Source organism: Acinetobacter piscicola (genome assembly GCF_002233755.1).
Taxonomy (GTDB): Bacteria; Pseudomonadota; Gammaproteobacteria; order Pseudomonadales; family Moraxellaceae; genus Acinetobacter; species Acinetobacter piscicola.
In genome coordinates this window covers 111837-128813 of the sequence record NZ_NIFO01000004.1, presented here as the reverse complement: position 1 = coordinate 128813, position 16977 = coordinate 111837, and the positions used below count along the sequence as shown (strand labels likewise).

General features: G+C 38.7%; 15 protein-coding genes. 2 read left to right on the top strand and 13 right to left on the bottom strand.

Annotated elements, in window-relative coordinates; genetic code table 11:
• Positions 1-9: 9 nt before the first annotated feature.
• The 4 genes from CDA10_RS09055 to CDA10_RS09040 are packed head-to-tail and all read right to left on the bottom strand — an operon-like array spanning position 10 to position 2988.
• Positions 10-540, bottom strand: a complete 531-nt coding sequence (locus CDA10_RS09055; RefSeq protein WP_089605300.1) for a pilus assembly protein PilP — start codon at positions 538-540, stop codon at positions 10-12.
• Complete coding sequence (locus CDA10_RS09050) at positions 537-1286, bottom strand: type IV pilus inner membrane component PilO (RefSeq protein ID WP_089605299.1); 750 nt, start codon at positions 1284-1286, stop codon at positions 537-539. The genes CDA10_RS09055 and CDA10_RS09050 overlap by 4 nt, the downstream gene beginning before the upstream one ends.
• Positions 1283-1930, bottom strand: coding sequence for a PilN domain-containing protein (locus tag CDA10_RS09045; protein ID WP_089605298.1), 648 nt, complete (start codon positions 1928-1930; stop codon positions 1283-1285). The genes CDA10_RS09050 and CDA10_RS09045 overlap by 4 nt, the downstream gene beginning before the upstream one ends.
• On the bottom strand, positions 1930-2988 hold the full coding sequence (locus CDA10_RS09040) for a pilus assembly protein PilM (RefSeq protein WP_089605297.1): 1059 nt from the start codon (positions 2986-2988) through the stop codon (positions 1930-1932). Before CDA10_RS09040 ends, CDA10_RS09045 begins: the two co-directional genes overlap by 1 nt.
• Before the next feature lie 164 nt (positions 2989-3152).
• Between CDA10_RS09040 and ponA the strand changes: the two genes are divergently transcribed.
• Positions 3153-5684 (top strand): penicillin-binding protein PBP1a, encoded by a 2532-nt coding sequence (gene ponA / locus CDA10_RS09035; protein ID WP_089605296.1) that lies wholly within the window; start codon positions 3153-3155, stop codon positions 5682-5684.
• Between the two features lie 83 nt (positions 5685-5767).
• Here the strand turns inward: ponA and CDA10_RS09030 are convergent, their stop codons facing one another.
• From CDA10_RS09030 to CDA10_RS08990, 9 genes are all read right to left on the bottom strand, one after another.
• Entirely contained in the window at positions 5768-6571 is an 804-nt protein-coding gene (locus CDA10_RS09030; RefSeq protein ID WP_089605295.1) for a putative RNA methyltransferase, read from the bottom strand.
• Between the two features lie 70 nt (positions 6572-6641).
• Positions 6642-7760 (bottom strand): phospho-N-acetylmuramoyl-pentapeptide-transferase, encoded by a 1119-nt coding sequence (gene mraY / locus CDA10_RS09025; protein ID WP_089605294.1) that lies wholly within the window; start codon positions 7758-7760, stop codon positions 6642-6644.
• Positions 7760-9169, bottom strand: a complete 1410-nt coding sequence (locus CDA10_RS09020) for a UDP-N-acetylmuramoyl-tripeptide--D-alanyl-D-alanine ligase (protein WP_089605293.1) — start codon at positions 9167-9169, stop codon at positions 7760-7762. The genes mraY and CDA10_RS09020 overlap by 1 nt, the downstream gene beginning before the upstream one ends.
• Positions 9170-9177: 8 nt before the next feature.
• Complete coding sequence (locus CDA10_RS09015) at positions 9178-10674, bottom strand: UDP-N-acetylmuramoyl-L-alanyl-D-glutamate--2,6-diaminopimelate ligase (RefSeq protein ID WP_089605292.1); 1497 nt, start codon at positions 10672-10674, stop codon at positions 9178-9180.
• 7 nt (positions 10675-10681) lie between these two features.
• Positions 10682-12517 (bottom strand): penicillin-binding protein PBP3, encoded by a 1836-nt coding sequence (ftsI, locus tag CDA10_RS09010; RefSeq protein ID WP_089605291.1) that lies wholly within the window; start codon positions 12515-12517, stop codon positions 10682-10684.
• Between the two features lie 9 nt (positions 12518-12526).
• Positions 12527-12859 carry a cell division protein FtsL gene (gene ftsL / locus CDA10_RS09005; protein ID WP_089605290.1) on the bottom strand — a complete coding sequence of 111 codons (333 nt, stop codon included), beginning with the start codon at positions 12857-12859 and terminating at the stop codon, positions 12527-12529.
• Positions 12856-13782: a 16S rRNA (cytosine(1402)-N(4))-methyltransferase RsmH gene (rsmH, locus tag CDA10_RS09000; RefSeq protein ID WP_089605289.1), complete on the bottom strand. Its 927-nt coding sequence runs from the start codon at positions 13780-13782 to the stop codon at positions 12856-12858. Before rsmH ends, ftsL begins: the two co-directional genes overlap by 4 nt.
• Positions 13783-14069: 287 nt before the next feature.
• Positions 14070-15089, bottom strand: coding sequence for a sulfate ABC transporter substrate-binding protein (locus CDA10_RS08995; protein ID WP_089605423.1), 1020 nt, complete (start codon positions 15087-15089; stop codon positions 14070-14072).
• A gap of 168 nt (positions 15090-15257) precedes the next feature.
• Positions 15258-16250 (bottom strand): sulfate ABC transporter substrate-binding protein, encoded by a 993-nt coding sequence (locus CDA10_RS08990; RefSeq protein WP_089605288.1) that lies wholly within the window; start codon positions 16248-16250, stop codon positions 15258-15260.
• Positions 16251-16623: 373 nt separating this feature from the next.
• On the opposite strand from CDA10_RS08990, the gene CDA10_RS08985 reads away from it, so the two are divergent.
• Positions 16624-16926 (top strand): hypothetical protein, encoded by a 303-nt coding sequence (locus CDA10_RS08985; RefSeq protein WP_089605287.1) that lies wholly within the window; start codon positions 16624-16626, stop codon positions 16924-16926.
• Positions 16927-16977: the final 51 nt, after the last annotated feature.

Genomic DNA, 16977 nt, shown 5'->3' with positions numbered 1-16977 from the left:
AATTCAGTTTCAATCCACTGGACCTATTAGAACCAAACTACGTGGTCGCTCTATATAACCGTCTCGACCATCGGGTACTATTTCTAATAAATCAATACGAGTAGGTGTAATCTCGATGATTCGTCCCTGATTCATCCCCATGTAATTACCACGTTGTACACGTTCAATTTCACCATCAGGCGTTTGGATTAATCCAACAATTTGTCCCGTATTTCCTTTCATACTGCCTTTAAGTGTCAAAGACTCTAAAGGATAGCTCTCAAGCGGTTGAGCTTGTCTAGAAAAGTTCGGATAAACACGTTTACCTGACATAATTTTTAGTTCATTTGCCAATGAACTTGGTAAAAAAGGACTACGCAACTGTTGAGCTGAATAATTAAAGCTCGGAACTGGCGTAAATACAGGTGCAGGCTCAATTGGTAATGGCTGTTCATTTCTGATATTTGCCATTTGTTGATTAACAGCATCGATTCTAGAATCACAACCAACCAATAATGTAGCAAATGAGATCCCACAAATTATTTTATAGACTTTTTTCATTGTGGCTTCCCTCCTTGCGGTGGTGTCGTTGTGCCAGAAGCGATCTTATCTGCTGGAGCATTCGTTTGATTTGCATCCGTTCCGACATAGCGGTAGGTTTTGGCTTTAATTGTATAATCTACTACAGGTACATCGGATTTCTTATCGCTACTTGGTGTTCCTGTAACCGTGAAGTCATGAAGCGTCACAATACGTGGCAACACCGCAATACTGCTCACAAAACTACCAAATGAGTGATAATCACCCATTGCATCAATCGAAATCGGTTGCTCAATAAAGAACTCTTGCTTAACTTCTGGTTCCAATTTGATATTTTTAAATTTCAGACCCGAACTCACCCCAGTCACGTTGATATCTTCAACCAAACTTGGAATTTCAGTTTCTTTCGGAAGTTGCTCTAACTGTTGAGTAAAATTCAACTCCATTTGCTGTAATTGCGCTTGATATTGCTGCAAATTTCTGAGTTTAGAATCTTTTTCTTTAAATTCATTCAGTAAATTTTGTTCAACAGTACGCGCCTGATCAATACTGTCTAATTTAGGTTTAATCGCTAAAAAATAACCGATTGCACAGACAACAAAGAATAAGAATAACCAGCAAGTGATTTTGACCGATAAAGGCCAACTTCCATAGTTATTCATATCCAATGTATTAAACTGTTGAAAAAACTTCTCAACTGTCATGCTATTTTTCTTTGGCGCATCTTTTACGGATGAATCTATTTTATCTAAATCTTCACGATTCATTTCGCACCCCCAGCAGCTGGAACTTGTTCAGTTTTATTAGCAGCTTTTTCATCTGTTGTAGTAGATGCAATTTCTCCTAAATCCACAGTCACTACGAAACTTCCATAGGATTCCTCAACGCGTGGAATCACAGAAGTCGGTGTTTTATTTTTGTTTTCTTCTGCAGCCAAGAAAGAATTCATAAAGGCATTACGATACCATTCTGAAGCTTCTAACCCACGTAAAAGTTCAGCAACTGTATTTGGGCTTTCAGCTTTACCTTCAATGGTAAATTTATCCCCCACTCGGCTGAACTTCGTAAGATACATTTGAACAGGTGTAACACGAACTAATTCATCGATTAAACGCACAGTCACAGGGCGTTGACCTTGTAAACCCTGAATCAATTTCATTCGTTCAATAATTGCATTACGACGTTCTTGCAAACCATCTAAAGTTTTTAATTGAGCATCTAAGTTTTGATTGGTACTGGTAATCAGTTGATTGGCTTGTTCCTGATCTTCTAATTGATGATCAAAGTAGAACCAAGTCAACAATACACTCACCAAACCAACTAGTGCCACCCCAATACAAATTGCAATAAATTGTTTTTTTCGTTGTTCTCTTAGCTCATCACGCCAAGGGAGTAGGTTAATCTTTGCCATTAATCAAAACTCCTCAAAGCTAAACCACACGCGACCATCAGTGATGGTGCATCATTCTCTATTTTGTTTAAATCAATTTGTGGAGAGAACCCCATTTGCAGAAAAGGATTTGCAATCGTGACGCGGTAGCCTAGTTTTTGTTGCAATAATTTTGCCAAACCTGGAATATTTGCATTTCCACCAGCCAGCAAAATATGGTCAATTTCATTAAACTGAGAGGACGAAAAGAAGAATTGTAATGATCGTGCAGCCTGTTGAACCACGGCTTCAAGAAATGGCATGAGCACTTCTGTTTCAAAATCATCAGGTAAGGTTCTATCTTTTTTCGCACGACCTGCTTCTTCATAAGATAAGCCATAACGATTTTGTACATCTTGAGTCAGCTGCTTTCCACCAAAAACTTGTTCACGTGTATAAATGATCTTGCCATTTTGCATGACAGAAAGTGTTGTCATGGTATGTCCGATATCTAAGATACCTACCATGTTTACACCGATCGGTAATGTATCTGAAAATACATCAAATGCACGTTCAATTGCATAACTTTCTACATCTGCAATTTTTGGCGATAGACCTGCAATTTCTAAGACTTCAACCCGAGAATCAATATTTTCTGTACGTGTAGCAACCAGTAAAACATTGGCACGGTTTGAAACAGCGAGCTTATCTTGAAGAACCTCAAAATCTAGACTCACTTCATCCAATGGAAATGGAATGTATTGTTCTGCATCCATTCGAATCTGAACTTCCCGTTCTTCATCAGACATATCAGCATCCATTTCTATGACTTTATGAATCACCATAGATGTTGGAACTGCAACAGCTACATTCTGCGATTGAGGATTGGCAATGTTCACCGCTCTTTCCAACGCATCAGCAACTGCTTCTGGATTGAGAATGTTTTTTTCAACAACACTCCCATCAAGCAAGGGGCTTAATCCATAGCTTTCAACCCAGTAACGACCGTTCTTAACAGAGAGTTCTAATATTTTTACAGAAGTAGAACTAATATCTACTCCTATTAACCCCTTATTTGGCTTACGATATAGTCTAAGCACGATACATTTCCTATTATTTTTTTATCCCCAATACATAACACAAACCGACTGCAATTGGTCTTAATTTTTTACAGATACAATATCCCATCTAACAATCTATCAAATGAAAAGCTATACTGACCAGCAATTAGTTTGCCATTAGCTATTATTAAAACTTACTTGTTATGAAAAAGCTATCTTGTTCAGGTCATATTCATCCCTTTTTTTTGCTGATTATTATTATTTTAGTCGCAATTCCGATGGGCTTTTATGGTATGTATCTATATATCGCCCCATCACTGCCAGAAATGAGCTCTTTAAAAAAGGCGCCATTGCTTAAACCTATGCAAGTTTATTCAGCAGATAATCAGCTGATTGCGGAATATGGAGGCAAACTTTCTGTTCCAGTTGAATACGATCAAATTCCTCCGCATTTCATCCATGCATTTTTAGCAGCGGAAGATTCTTCGTTTTTTGAACATAGCGGAATTAGCTTTAAAGGCTTAGGTCGAGCTGTGAGCGAAAGTGTTACAGGTTCAAATGTTCAAACAGGTGGTTCAACCATCACCATGCAGGTGGCTAAAAACTATTATTTATCACCAGAACGAACTTTAAAGCGCAAACTGACTGAAGTATTCTTAGCCCGTAAAATAGAACAAAATCTATCGAAAGAAGAAATTTTATCTTTGTATGTCAATAAAATCTTCTTAGGTAAAAATGCATACGGTATCGCTGCGGCAGCAAAGATTTATTATAACAAAACCCTAGATCAACTCAGTGTTGCTCAAATGGCCATGATTGCGGGTTTACCTAAAGCTCCTTCAAAATACAACCCTGTTGTAAATCCTGAACGTGCTTTAGAGCGTCGTAATTGGATTTTAGGGCGAATGCTACAACTCGGTTATCTTAATCAAGCAGAGTATCAAAAAGCCGTTGCTGAACCGATTAATCTGAGTATGCCTGATCGTGGTTTAAGCAATAAATTTCCTTATGTCGGCGAAATGGTTCGTACAGAGCTTGTAGAAAAATTTGGTGAGCTTGCCATTGATTCTGGTTATAAAGTTTATACAACCGTTGATAGTAAACGTCAGCAATATGCTGAAGATGCAGTACAAAAAGGCTTAGAAGATTATGACCGACGCCATGGCTGGCGTGGTGCAGAAGCGCATGACAAACCTTTAAAAAATTTTGTACCCTATGCAAATACTTATCCTGCTGAAGTTGTAAAAGTAGGCGCAAATAGCTTTGATGCAAAATTGCAAGATGGCTCTACGGTCACTGTACCTTGGTCAGGAATGTCATGGGCTAGAAAATATATTAATGCAAATGCTGTAGGTGGTGCTCCAAGCAAAGCCTCTCAAATTGTTACTGTCAAAGATATTATCCGCTTGAGACCCAATGAAAATAAAACAGCATGGTCATTGGTTCAAACACCCAAAGCCCAAGGACAACTTATTGCGATCAATCCAAACGATGGCTCAATTGAAGCCGTTGTTGGTGGTTATAATTTTTATCAATCTAAATTCAACCGTGCAATCCAAGGCTGGCGTCAACCTGGTTCAACCATTAAACCGTTCATTTATGCATTGGCACTTGAACGTGGTATGACTCCTTATTCGATGGTGAACGATAGTCCAATTTCGATTGGCCGTTGGTCGCCAAAGAACTCCGATGGGCGTTATTTAGGGATGATTCCTTTACGACGCGCTTTATATTTATCTCGTAATACCGTTTCTGTTCGATTATTGCAAAGTGTTGGTGTTGAACGTGCTCGACAACTCTTGATGGACTTTGGACTACAAGAAGATCAAATTCCACGTAACTTCACCATTGCCCTAGGCACACCACAAGTCTTACCTGTACAAATGGCAACTGGCTATGCAACGATTGCAAATGGTGGTTATCGCATTCAACCACACTTTATCAACCGTATTGAAGATGCCTATGGTAAGGTCATTTACGAAGCCAATCCTGATTATGCATGTATCCCTTGTATCAATGCTAAAGATGATAGTATCGATCCAGAAGTAACGCCTGACGATGAAGTCATTGAAGGCGCAACTCAAGATGTTGTAGAACCTGAAACAACGCTCAGTAAAGAAGAGCAAAGCAAATATCGCCAAGCTCAACGTATTTTAAAATCACAATCTGCTTTTGATATGGCCAATATTTTACGTGATGTGATTGTACATGGTACGGGTCGTGCAGCTCTTAAAATTGGTCGTGATGATATTGGCGGTAAAACAGGAACCACCAATGATGCAAAAGATGCTTGGTTTGCAGGCTTTAATGGTAAATTAGTAGCGATTGCTTGGGTCGGTTTTGACCAACCAACTACACTTGGTCGTCGTGAGTATGGCGGTATTGCAGCCTTACCTGTTTGGACAAGTTTCATGGGTAAAGCTTTGGATGGCACACCATCTTCATGGGTGCATTTCGATAAAAATGCCAAAGCCCCTATCTCTCGTGAACAACGAGGACAGCCATCCGCTGACCAAAATAATGAGGAATATCGTACTTCACCACCTTTAGCACGTCCTCTTTATCGCCCCACACCAACAACACCTACACGAAATCCATCAAATGACTTTGATGACTTGCCTGATGAGGCAGAACAACCGCTTAAACCAAGCAGTGCAACACCTCCATCAATGGATCAAAACCCGCCAAAACGTGAAGGTGATGCATTAGAGAACTTAATTAATGAAGTTCAATAATTAATTCTTGTCCCATCTTCAAATAAGAACGCCATCAAATGATGGCGTTTTTTATTGAATAGCCATTTTAAGCATTAAAATGATTATTTTTTCTGAAATAAGTAGATTTGAAATACTGCCTTCAACTTAGTTTTAACTTGAGCTTCCAAAACTAAACGCTTTTCAGGTTTTGCCTTATACGCATATGGCGTCATCGCAATCAAATTTTTCAATTGAATTTGATCCAATTCAAAATTAGATTCCACAATAGGATGCTCAATCAATTCAAAATGTTCTTTTAATTGCTCGACAAACTTATGTGGTTCATGTGCTTTCACTTCTTCAAACAAACCTTCACGCATGGCTAACAAATGTTCGGGCGCAGGTGTCACCACCATAAGATACGCTTTAGGTTTAAGTACACGTAAAATTTCATCTTGCGGAATCGGGCTAAATAAACTGGTACACAAATCAATAGAATGATCTAGTACAGGTAATGTTGCCCCAGTACCGACAATCCAAGTCACCTTTTTATTGAGCTTTGCAGCAACTTGTACTGCATTTTTTGCAATATCTACACCCACGCATTGTATAACTTCGTGTTGCATTGCATCGGTGTAATAACCTTCACCACAACCGATATCAAGCAAATTCTCAATTTTTAATTCACGAATCTTTTTTACCACCGCTTGTTGTAATGGCGCATAAAAACCACCACTCAAAAATGCACGACGCGCTTGTACAGATTCAGGCGTATCTCCTGGGTTTTTACTATGTTTATGTTGTACGACATGCAAATTGACATAACCCTGTTTTGCCACATCATAGCTATGATTGTTTATACAGCGCCATGTTCTATCCGTTAAGCTGAGCGCTTCACGACATACTGGACACATCAACACATTCATAACATTCTCCAAACTCATTTAAAGCCATAAAAAAAGCCGGCAACTGCCGACTTTCTCAAACAACTTTTGCTTAACGCAATTTTAAAGTCATTAACCCTAAAACTACCAGCATAATTGTAATAATCCAGAAGCGAATAACCACTTGAGTTTCACGCCAACCCTTTTTCTCATAATGATGATGCAAAGGCGCCATAAGAAATACACGCTTATTACGCATACGCAATGAACCAATTTGTAAAAATACAGAAATGGCTTCAACCACAAATACACCACCCATGATTGCAAAGACGATTTCTTGGCGAACCATCACCGCAATTGTACCTAACATTGCACCCAATGATAATGCACCAACATCACCCATAAAAATTTGTGCTGGATGTGCGTTATACCAAAGAAAGGCCAAACCTGCACCAATCATTGCCGCACAGACAATGACTAGCTCAGAAGTATATTTAACATATGGAATATGCAGATAATTCGCAAAGCGAATATCACCTGCCAAATAAGCAAATACACCTAAACCCGCTGCAACCAATACGATTGGCATGATCGCCAAACCATCTAAGCCATCGGTTAAATTCACTGCATTTGACCCACCATTAATCACCAAATAAGTGAAAATAATAAAGCCAATACCCAAAGGTACTGCTGACAATGGAATGCTTAGATTCTTAAAGAATGGAATCAACAAATCTAGCATATTCGCTGTATGTACAGGATTTTCTTGTTGTATTGCAATAACATACAATGCAATACCTGCACCCAACGAACCTACTGAAGTCCAAAAGAATTTCTTTTTGGCAGGTAAGCCAGCATTGTCTTTATAGCGAACTTTAATCCAATCATCCGCCCAACCTACAGCACCGAAAATAACCATCACAGCCAAAACAATCCATACATAAGGATTGGATAAATCTGCCCAAAGTAGCGTACTGATTCCAATCGAAAGTAGGATTAAAATCCCCCCCATCGTTGGCGTACCCATTTTCTTCGCATGATTTTCAGGTGCAAAAGAGCTCACTGCCTGACCATATTTTAAGGCTTGCAGTTTACGAATCATGACTGGCCCCAAAGCCCAGCCAATTGCCAATGCAGTTAATACACTGAGCAGTGCTCGAAATGACAGATATCGAACAACTTGGAATGCATTTTCATAACCTGCCAAGTGCTGAAATAACCAAAACAGCATTAAACTTTCTCCATCAAATCAGCCATCAACGTTTCCATATGGGTATAACGAGAACCTTTAAATAAGAAACTCATGGACTGTGGTTGATGCGTTTCAATTAAACTTAATAATAACGGTAATGCTTGTTCTTGATTAAGAAAAGCTTGCATTTTTTTACCATACTGAGTGCTTCGTGCACCTTCTTGTGTTGCAGGTGAAAATTCACCAACAGCAACCACAAAGTTGATTCCTTTTACTGAAACAAGGTCACGACCCAACATATAATGTTGTTGTGCAGCCGAATTTCCAAGCTCACCAATATCACCAATCACCATGACTCTAATCCCTTCTTGCTGAGCAAGCACTTCTGCTGCTGCACGCATTGAAGTCGGATTGGCGTTATAAGTATCATCAATGAATAAATAATTGTCTTTACGAATAAAGTTTAAACGCCCTTTCGCACCTTGTGCAGATTCTAGCCCCAGTACAATATCATCTAAACCAATACCAATCGCCAATGCAAATGCAGTCGCAGCTTCAGCATTATGCACATTATGCTCACCTGCAAAAGGTAAGTTTACTGTACGAACACCTGTTGGTGTATTTATCGTAAATATTACCGATTGAGCTTGCAATTGGATTTCTGTTGCAAAAACTTCACCACCTTGCCCAAAACTCAATACATTCTCGGTCTGCACAGCTTGGCGAATCGTATCAGTAAAATCATCAACAGCAGGAATAATTGAAGTTCCAGCTTGATCAATATGTGCATAAATTTCTGATTTGGCACGACAAATACCATCACGCCCACCAAATTCACCCAAATGCGCAGTCCCAATATTGAGAATACCTGCCACATGCGGTTGAACTAAGTTTGAGGTGTAATCAATTTCACCTTGATGACTTGCACCCAATTCCATCACAGCGTACTGATGTTCAGCTCGAAGCTCCAATAACATCATCGGCACACCCAAATCATTATTGAGGTTACCACGTGTAATTAAGGTCGGTGCTAAACGCGAAAGAATACTGCCTAACATTTCTTTGGTCGTAGTTTTGCCACTACTGCCTGTCAATGCTATCACTTTCAACTGAGGATGTTGCGCTCGACGATAAGCACCTAAATAACCCAATGCCAAACGCGTATCTGCAACAACCAATTGGCAAATATCCACTTCAACAGGATGGCTGACAATTGCAATTTGGCAACCATTCGCCACAACCTGTGCTACAAAATCATGTGCATCAAAACGCTCACCTTTAAGCGCTAAAAATGCATCACCAGATTCTGCATGACGAGAATCGGTTAAAATACGTTTAATTTCACCTTGTGGTGCTTTATCTAAATACCAATAACCTTGAGTCGCTTCAGCAAGTTGCTCTGCTGACCATGGCTCCAAAGGCACAGTACTGGTGGTAGAGGTGTGCATCTCTTTTCCTACTGAGCTGGATAAGCTGAATTTGGTTTATGGTGTTGTGCATCAATCGCTGATTGCACCTCCACGACATCATCAAACCAATGGCGTACACCATCAATTTCTTGATAATTTTCATGTCCCTTTCCTGCAATCACAACAATATCACCTGATTGGGCATGCTTTACGGCATATTTAATCGCTTCACGGCGATCATGAATTTCATGAACATCATGTTGATTAAAATCAACATCACGCTTCATATCTGCAAAAATTTGTTCAGGATCTTCCGTTCGAGGATTATCTGAAGTCAACATGACTGGATTGGCTTGCTCTAATGCAGCTTTTGTCATTAATGGTCGTTTACCACGATCACGGTCGCCGCCACAACCAAACACAGCCCAAAGTTGATTTTCAACATGGCGCTTTAAAGTTTTTAACACTTGAGTTAAAGCATCTGGCGTGTGTGCATAATCGACAACAAATAGTCGATCTTCATCGCGAATGACTTGCATTCGCCCCGGCGCACCTTTCAATTTTGGAACTGCTGCAATTAACTGTTTAAGGTCAAAACCTGCTTGTTCTGCAACAATTAAACTTGCAACCAAATTTTCAATATTGAAATGCCCAAGCAATGGACTATTGACAGTAAATTCACCTTTCACTGTTTTCAAATGAAAACTCGCACCCTCTAAACTATATTTAATTCCAAAAACTTGATAATCCGCAGCTTTAGAGGTTGAATAGGTCAACACTTTAGGATGTGCGAGATTGCTACTTGCAGCATCAAGCATGATATTGGCATATGCATCGTCAATATTAATAACAGCAACTTTTAAGCTTGGAAATTTAAATAAACGAGATTTAGCTTCTGCATAGGCTTCAAGCGTTCCGTGATAATCCAAGTGATCACGACTTAAATTACTATAAGCTGCAACTTCAATATTACAACCATTTAAACGACCTTGCTCCAAACCATGCGAACTCGCTTCGAGTGAAACAAATTCCGCACCTTGTTGAGCAAAATCATGTAGTAAGTTTTGTAAATGCAGTGCATCCAAAGTAGTATGCGAAGATGCTTCTAGGTTCGGTAAAATACCGTTCCCTGTTGTTCCCATCACCGCACATTTTTTACCTTGCAACATCAACAACTCAGCAACTAAACGTGAAATCGTCGTTTTACCATTGGTTCCTGTCACAGCAAGTACATGTGCAACCTGAACAGGATCCGTTGCTTGTAAATATTGTTTTTGCCATTGCCCCATGTGTTGACGAACATCAGGACAAATTAAAACATCTACAAGCCCTAAATCCGTTTCACTCACAACACCTAATGCACCGTTCTCCAAAGCAGATTGTACAAATTGCAATGTTTTTTCTGGCTGAGAATAACTGGTCAAAGCAATAAAAATTTGACCTTGTTGTATATAACGGCTATCCAAACTAAATCCACGAAATGGCGCCGACATCCAAGGCAGTTGTGTTTCGACATTTACAATGTCTTGAAAATGAATCGTCATATTTTACCTATTTGGATGCTTTAGCAGTTTCAAGTGGCTTATCAAGTGGAACATTCATCAATCTGAGTGATTCTTGCATAATTCGAGCAAATACTGGAGCAGCAACAAGACCACCATAATATTGACCACGAGGATTTTCGACTACAACGATAATCGCTAAACGTGGGTCACTAATCGGTGCAACACCTGCAAATAAAGCACGATATTCAGTATTTGAATAGCCTCTATGGTCAGGACGCAGCTTATGTGCCGTACCTGTCTTACCGCCCACACGATAACCCGGAATATTGGCCTGCTTTGCAGTACCGCCCGGCATTGTCACTTGCTCAAGCATGAGTAAGACTTCATCCGCAATTTTAGGTTCTAAAACTTGCTTACCTTTAGGCTGGTCTTCAAGTTTATATAAACTGAGCGGATATTCCACACCATGATTAGATAGCATGGCATAGCCTTGAGCCAATTGCAGAATTGTCGCATTTAGACCATAACCATAAGCCATGGTTCCAATTTGAGAAGAATTTAATTTCTCAGGAGGAAGTACTAAACCACCACTTTCACCGGGGAATTTGACTGCTGAACGCTGGCCAAACCCAACTTTTCTAAAGAAACTTGGTAAAGCTTCCTTGGGAAGCGACAATGCAATTTTTGCAGATCCGACGTTCGATGATTTAATAATCACCCCAGTCACAGTCAACGAACCATAGTTATGCGTATCTCGAATGGTATGCGAACCTAAACGCATAGAGCCTGGACCCGTATTAATCACAGAATTTGGTGTGTATTGACCGCTTTCTAAGCCAGCAGAAATTGTAAAAGGCTTCATCGTAGAACCCGGCTCGAACATATCGATTGCACCACGGTTACGCATCGCATCTTTATTGCTTAAACCATCTTTATCATTTGGATTATAAGAAGGCCAACTGGTCATCGCTAAAATTTCACCCGTTTTTACATCCACAGCAATCGCAGAGGCAGAACGTGCATTATTCGCGACACCGACAGCAGTTAATTCACGATACATGATGTATTGCAATCGGGAGTCAATACTGAGGGTGATATTTTCACCTGTTTTCACTTCCTTAACCACTTCTGGTGTCGTGATGCGGTTACCATGTTTATCACGAGAAATTTTTTGCTCACCATCTTCACCAGCAAGGCGAGTATTAAGCTGCATTTCCAAACCTTCAATACCTGTACCTTCACTATTGGTCAAACCAATAATTTGTGCATTCGGTTGAGGCTGAGGATAATAACGCTTATAGGTTTTTTCCGCATACACACCCGCAAATTTACGCTGCGTAATTAAATCTGCCTGTGGTGGTGGAACTTCTTTTTTAAGCACCAAATAACGCGAACGAGGGCGATCTGCTAATTTTTTCTTTAAATCCGCTCGATCAATACCAACGACATCTGCCAACTCATCTAAATTTAAGTTTTCATCAGGTAATTGACGCTTTAATTTACGACTATTTGGTGTTTTCTGTAATTCAGCCGTAATTTTATTAAATTGTTCTTTCGTTTCAAAATATTCACGAGGATCAATCACCACTTTCATAATCGGCGAACTGATGGCCAACGGAACACCATGTCGATCACTGATCACGCCACGCATGGCTTTTAATTTTTCAGAACGTAAAATATTGGCATTGGCTTTATTTTGTAAAAAGTCTTTATTGATGACTTGAACATAAAATGCACGACCAACCAAGCCCACAAAGCAGAGTAAAACAACACCCCACAATAAATAAAAACGCCACATTTCCAAAGAAACTGTATTTTTCTCTGTAATGGATGGCTGCTTTTTACGTGGCTGCCGAGTCTGTTTAGTTTGTTTATCTACCATACAGATGCCTTACTTCTTTTGCTCTGATTCAGACGGTAATGAAATGACAACTGTTTGAGCAGCTGGCGGTGAATACATTCTGAGTTGTGTAACGGCACGTGTACCAATTTGAGCAGTTGCACCGAAAGTTTGTTGTTCGATCAACAAGCGCCCCCATTCAGCATTGATATCTTCACGCTCACGCATATAACTATTTAAATCACGAAAGTCATGACGATAAGCAAAAACTTGTAGCACGACCATAAATGCACTCGTCAATACCAAAAAAACCAATATGCCATAAACAATAAATTTTTTTATTGTCAACTTCTGCGTTGATTCTTCTACAATTTCTTCTTTCATTCTGCGCCTTTTTGTTCTAAGCGTTCTGCAACTCGAAGCCAAGCACTGCGTGAACGAGGGTTTGCTTTCACCTCTTCTTCACTTGCACGAATTCGATCTACTTTTTTCAGTCTACGTGTATCTTGGATTTTTTGTGGTAATCCCCAACCATTATCTTCTGCTAAAGTGGATTCTTTTTGAATGAATTGTTTAATAATTCGGTCTTCAAGTGAGTGGAAACTAATCACAGCTAAACGTGCATGTGATTTTAACAAATCTACGGCTTGAGGTAAAAAATGATGAACATCATCAAGTTCTTTATTGATTTCAATACGAATCGCTTGGAAGGTACGTGTTGCTGCATGTTTGTTTTTTTCCCACTTCGGATGGGCAACTTTCACAATTTCAGCCAATTGTGCTGTTGTTTCAATATAACCTGCATTTTTAATGGCTTTGGCAATACGACGACTATAACGCTCTTCACCGTATTGAAAAATAATATTAGCAAGATGTTCTTCTTCAACACTCACTAACCATTCAGCAGCAGTTTGCCCCTGAGAATTATCCATGCGCATATCCAGTGGTCCATCTTTCATAAAACTAAAACCACGATCTGCTTGATCTAATTGTGGTGATGAAACACCTAAATCTGCCATAACACCATCCACTTGATAAATATCAAGTTGATTGAGTTCTTGTTGCAAATCTGCAAAGCTGGCATGAATAATTTTAAATCTTGGATCTTCTTTTTCTAACTGATACGCCACTTCTAAAGCTTGAGGGTCTTTATCAAATGCATATACACGTGCATTTTCATCTAATTTAGACAGTAATAAACGCGTATGTCCGCCTCGTCCAAATGTCCCATCCACGTAAATTCCTGTATTGCGATCTGCAAGTAAAGCATCGACAGTTTCATGTAGTAATACAGAAATATGAGACATAAGTATGGTTTCAGTTCAATCAAAAAAGTAACTGCACATTATTACCTTGTTTTGTCAAAGCTCCAAACGACTTTTTGTAGGGAAATATTACTTTTTATGGAGAAAACCGTTTTAAGGCATTTTTTATACGCTTTCTAAACATCATTTTAGGTTTTCAAATCATTATTTCTAAAATAACCAAATGCATAAAATAATGCGAATGACTAAATACTCAACAACTCTCTCCAACCCGGAATCATATATGACTCAAGGAAAGAGAGACTTACTGAAGTTTTTCAAGATCAAAATTAACGCTTTGAACTATAAATTTGATCAAACATGCCACCATTTACAAAGTGAGTTTGTTGCGCTTTCGCCCAACCACCAAACACTTCATCAATCGTGAAAGTTTTTAACGGCGGAAATTGTTTTGCATATTTTGCTAAAACTTTTTCATTTCGTGGGCGATAGAAATGACGAGCTGCCATCTCTTGACCCAATGGAGAATATAAATAATTGATATAACCTGTTGCTAACCATTTATTGCCATTCTTCTCTACGGTTTTATCCACAATCGCAACTGAAGGCTCAGTTAAAATCGACATAGATGGATAAATAATATCAAACTTATTACCCAAAGTTTTCTTACTGATCATGGCTTCATTTTCCCAAGTCAGTAATACGTCACCGATACCACGCTCTGCAAAAGTTGTCATTGAAGCACGTGCTGCCGGATCCATAACCTTGACGTTATGGTACATCTTAGATACAAATTCACGAGCTTTGGCATCATTACCACCCGGCTGCTTAAGTGCATAACCCCATGCCGATAAATAAATCCAACGTGGTAAACCGCCAGTTTTCGGGTTAGGCGTAATAATCTGCACACCCGATTTAGTTAAATCAGTCCAATCTTTAATATTTTTTGGATTACCTTTACGTACCATAAATACGATGGTTGAGGTATAAGGTGCTGAGTTATATGGGAACTCTTTTTCCCATCCTGCATTAATCTGACCAGATTTAGCGATTTCATTGATGTCATTTGCCAAAGCCAAAGTCACCACATCACCTTTCAAACCATCCACAACAGCACGTGCTTGTTTACCTGAACCACCATGTGATTGCTTGAAATTAACCGTTTTCCCTGTGCGTTTTAACCAATATTCACCAAATGATTGATTAAACTCATCATAAAATTCACGTGTTGCATCATAGGAAACGTTTAAGAATTCACGATCAGCCGCATGTGAAGCTGTTGTAGTCGTCAAATTCAAACCAGCCATAAAAAGTGCTGAAGCGAATAACGCTTTAAAATTGGTTTTCATCACCATATCAATCATTCATCTATAATGAACTTCAATATATGAGATTGGCTCATAAACTTCAATTTCATATATTCACATCTCCTCAAATCTGAATAATAAATGCATTAAAAAAATTTAAAACTTCTTCAATGAAATTCAATTCAGAAGTCTTAAATCAAGTCATATTGATTATCTTTCAGCGGTAAATTGGTCGTAAATGCCACCATTCGCAAAATGTGTTTTTTGTGCTTTTGCCCAACCACCGAAAACTTGATCTATGGTGAATAATTTAATTTTTGGGAATTTTCCTGCGTACTTTTTAGCGGCTTGAGCATTACGTGGGCGGAAATTATATTTTGCTGCAAGGTCTTGTCCTACAGGTGAATATAAATAATTCAAATAGCCTTTGGCTAAATTACGATTGCCATCTTTATCTACAGTTTTATCGACGATGGCAACCGATGGTTCTGCCAAAATTGAAATTGAAGGATAAATAATTTGATATTTATCTTTATCAGGCCCTGAGGTTGCCAAAAGTGCCTCATTCTCCCAAGACAGCAAAACATCTCCAATTCCACGCTCTGCAAAAGTCGTTAATGAGCCTCGCGCACCCGAATCTAACACTTTGACATTTTTATAGAGTTGTTTAACCAGCTCTCTTGCTTTTGCATCATTTCCACCCGGCTGTTTTAAAGCATAGCCCCATGCAGATAAATAGATCCAACGAGGCGCACCACCGGTTTTTGGATTCGGTGTAATAATTTCAACATCAGGTTTTATTAGATCATTCCAATCTTTAATACCTTTGGGATTGCCCTTTCGCACTAAAAATACCACCGTCGAAGTATACGGTGCCGAATTATTTGGAAACTCTTTTTGCCAATGTTTATCGATTAAACCTGCATTGACGATTTCATCAATATCATTCGCCAAAGCCAAAGTCACAACATCCGCTTGCAAGCCATCTACAACTGAACGAGCCTGTTTCCCAGAACCCCCATGCGATTGTTTAAACTCTACATCTTGCCCCGTTCTTTGTTTCCAGAAAGTACCGAAGCTTTTGTTATATTCCTGATAGAACTCACGTGTTGGATCATAAGACACGTTTAAGAATTCTTTTGCTGCATAGCTTTGCCCCACACCAACCAAACTCATCAAACCCAATACAAGTAATTTTTTCATTTAATTTCTCATTGAATATCAATTTTCCGACTATTAAATGCACTATATTTTGAATATTTTATTTTAACAATCATATGGTTATAATATTTAAATCTATCAAATTCACGATTCTAGATATCTAAAAAAGTGTAAATCTTATCTTTAATTTTTTGAGTATTTACTCAACAACTTTGATTAAAGTGAAACTCTCCACGATTCATACATATTTATATGTTATTTATTAAATTATTACATTTCGTTTCAATGATTGTTTTTTAAACATTTCTTGTATACTATTATTAAGAAATGTGACGTAGTTGTACATTTTGGTAACAAAGTTTGCTACAATCAGTTTGTGGAAAACAATAATCAACCATCTAGGGGAGTTGATGGCATGAGCAAACAATTAATACATATTTTAGGTTTTAGTCTTGTTTTATTTGCCCAAGCTGGTCATACAGCAGCAATTAAAGATACCAATAAGCCGATTCAATCTCTGATTGTTGCAGAAAAACAATCACCGATTGAGAAAGCATTGAGCCAGCAAAAACGCGGTGATTATCAGTTGGTTTCAGATAAAGACCAGATTAAGGTTTTGGCATCTATCAAAGTTGCACCTGCGCAGAATTTTCTAGCGGAACAACATCAAAAATTTTCACGCTTTGTTCAAGCATTATTTCAATCACATAGCTCTTAACAATTTGATATAACGGAAATAAATTCATAACTCCCAAAAAGAATTTATGAG

Excerpts from the sequence above, each read along its gene's own strand:
- CDA10_RS09055 (WP_089605300.1), bottom strand. The coding sequence starts at position 540 with ATGAAAAAAGTCTATAAAATAATTTGTGGGATCTCATTTGCTACATTA.
- CDA10_RS09020 (WP_089605293.1), bottom strand. The coding sequence starts at position 9,169 with ATGCACACCTCTACCACCAGTACTGTGCCTTTGGAGCCATGGTCAGCA.
- CDA10_RS08990 (WP_089605288.1), bottom strand. The coding sequence starts at position 16,250 with ATGAAAAAATTACTTGTATTGGGTTTGATGAGTTTGGTTGGTGTGGGG.
- CDA10_RS09030 (WP_089605295.1), bottom strand. The coding sequence starts at position 6,571 with ATGAATGTGTTGATGTGTCCAGTATGTCGTGAAGCGCTCAGCTTAACG.
- CDA10_RS09015 (WP_089605292.1), bottom strand. The coding sequence starts at position 10,674 with ATGACGATTCATTTTCAAGACATTGTAAATGTCGAAACACAACTGCCT.
- ftsL (WP_089605290.1), bottom strand. The coding sequence starts at position 12,859 with ATGAAAGAAGAAATTGTAGAAGAATCAACGCAGAAGTTGACAATAAAA.
- ponA (WP_089605296.1), top strand. The coding sequence starts at position 3,153 with ATGAAAAAGCTATCTTGTTCAGGTCATATTCATCCCTTTTTTTTGCTG.
- CDA10_RS09045 (WP_089605298.1), bottom strand. The coding sequence starts at position 1,930 with ATGGCAAAGATTAACCTACTCCCTTGGCGTGATGAGCTAAGAGAACAA.
- CDA10_RS08995 (WP_089605423.1), bottom strand. The coding sequence starts at position 15,089 with ATGAAAACCAATTTTAAAGCGTTATTCGCTTCAGCACTTTTTATGGCT.
- CDA10_RS08985 (WP_089605287.1), top strand. The coding sequence starts at position 16,624 with ATGAGCAAACAATTAATACATATTTTAGGTTTTAGTCTTGTTTTATTT.
- CDA10_RS09050 (WP_089605299.1), bottom strand. The coding sequence starts at position 1,286 with ATGAATCGTGAAGATTTAGATAAAATAGATTCATCCGTAAAAGATGCG.
- rsmH (WP_089605289.1), bottom strand. The coding sequence starts at position 13,782 with ATGTCTCATATTTCTGTATTACTACATGAAACTGTCGATGCTTTACTT.
- mraY (WP_089605294.1), bottom strand. The coding sequence starts at position 7,760 with ATGCTGTTTTGGTTATTTCAGCACTTGGCAGGTTATGAAAATGCATTC.
- ftsI (WP_089605291.1), bottom strand. The coding sequence starts at position 12,517 with ATGGTAGATAAACAAACTAAACAGACTCGGCAGCCACGTAAAAAGCAG.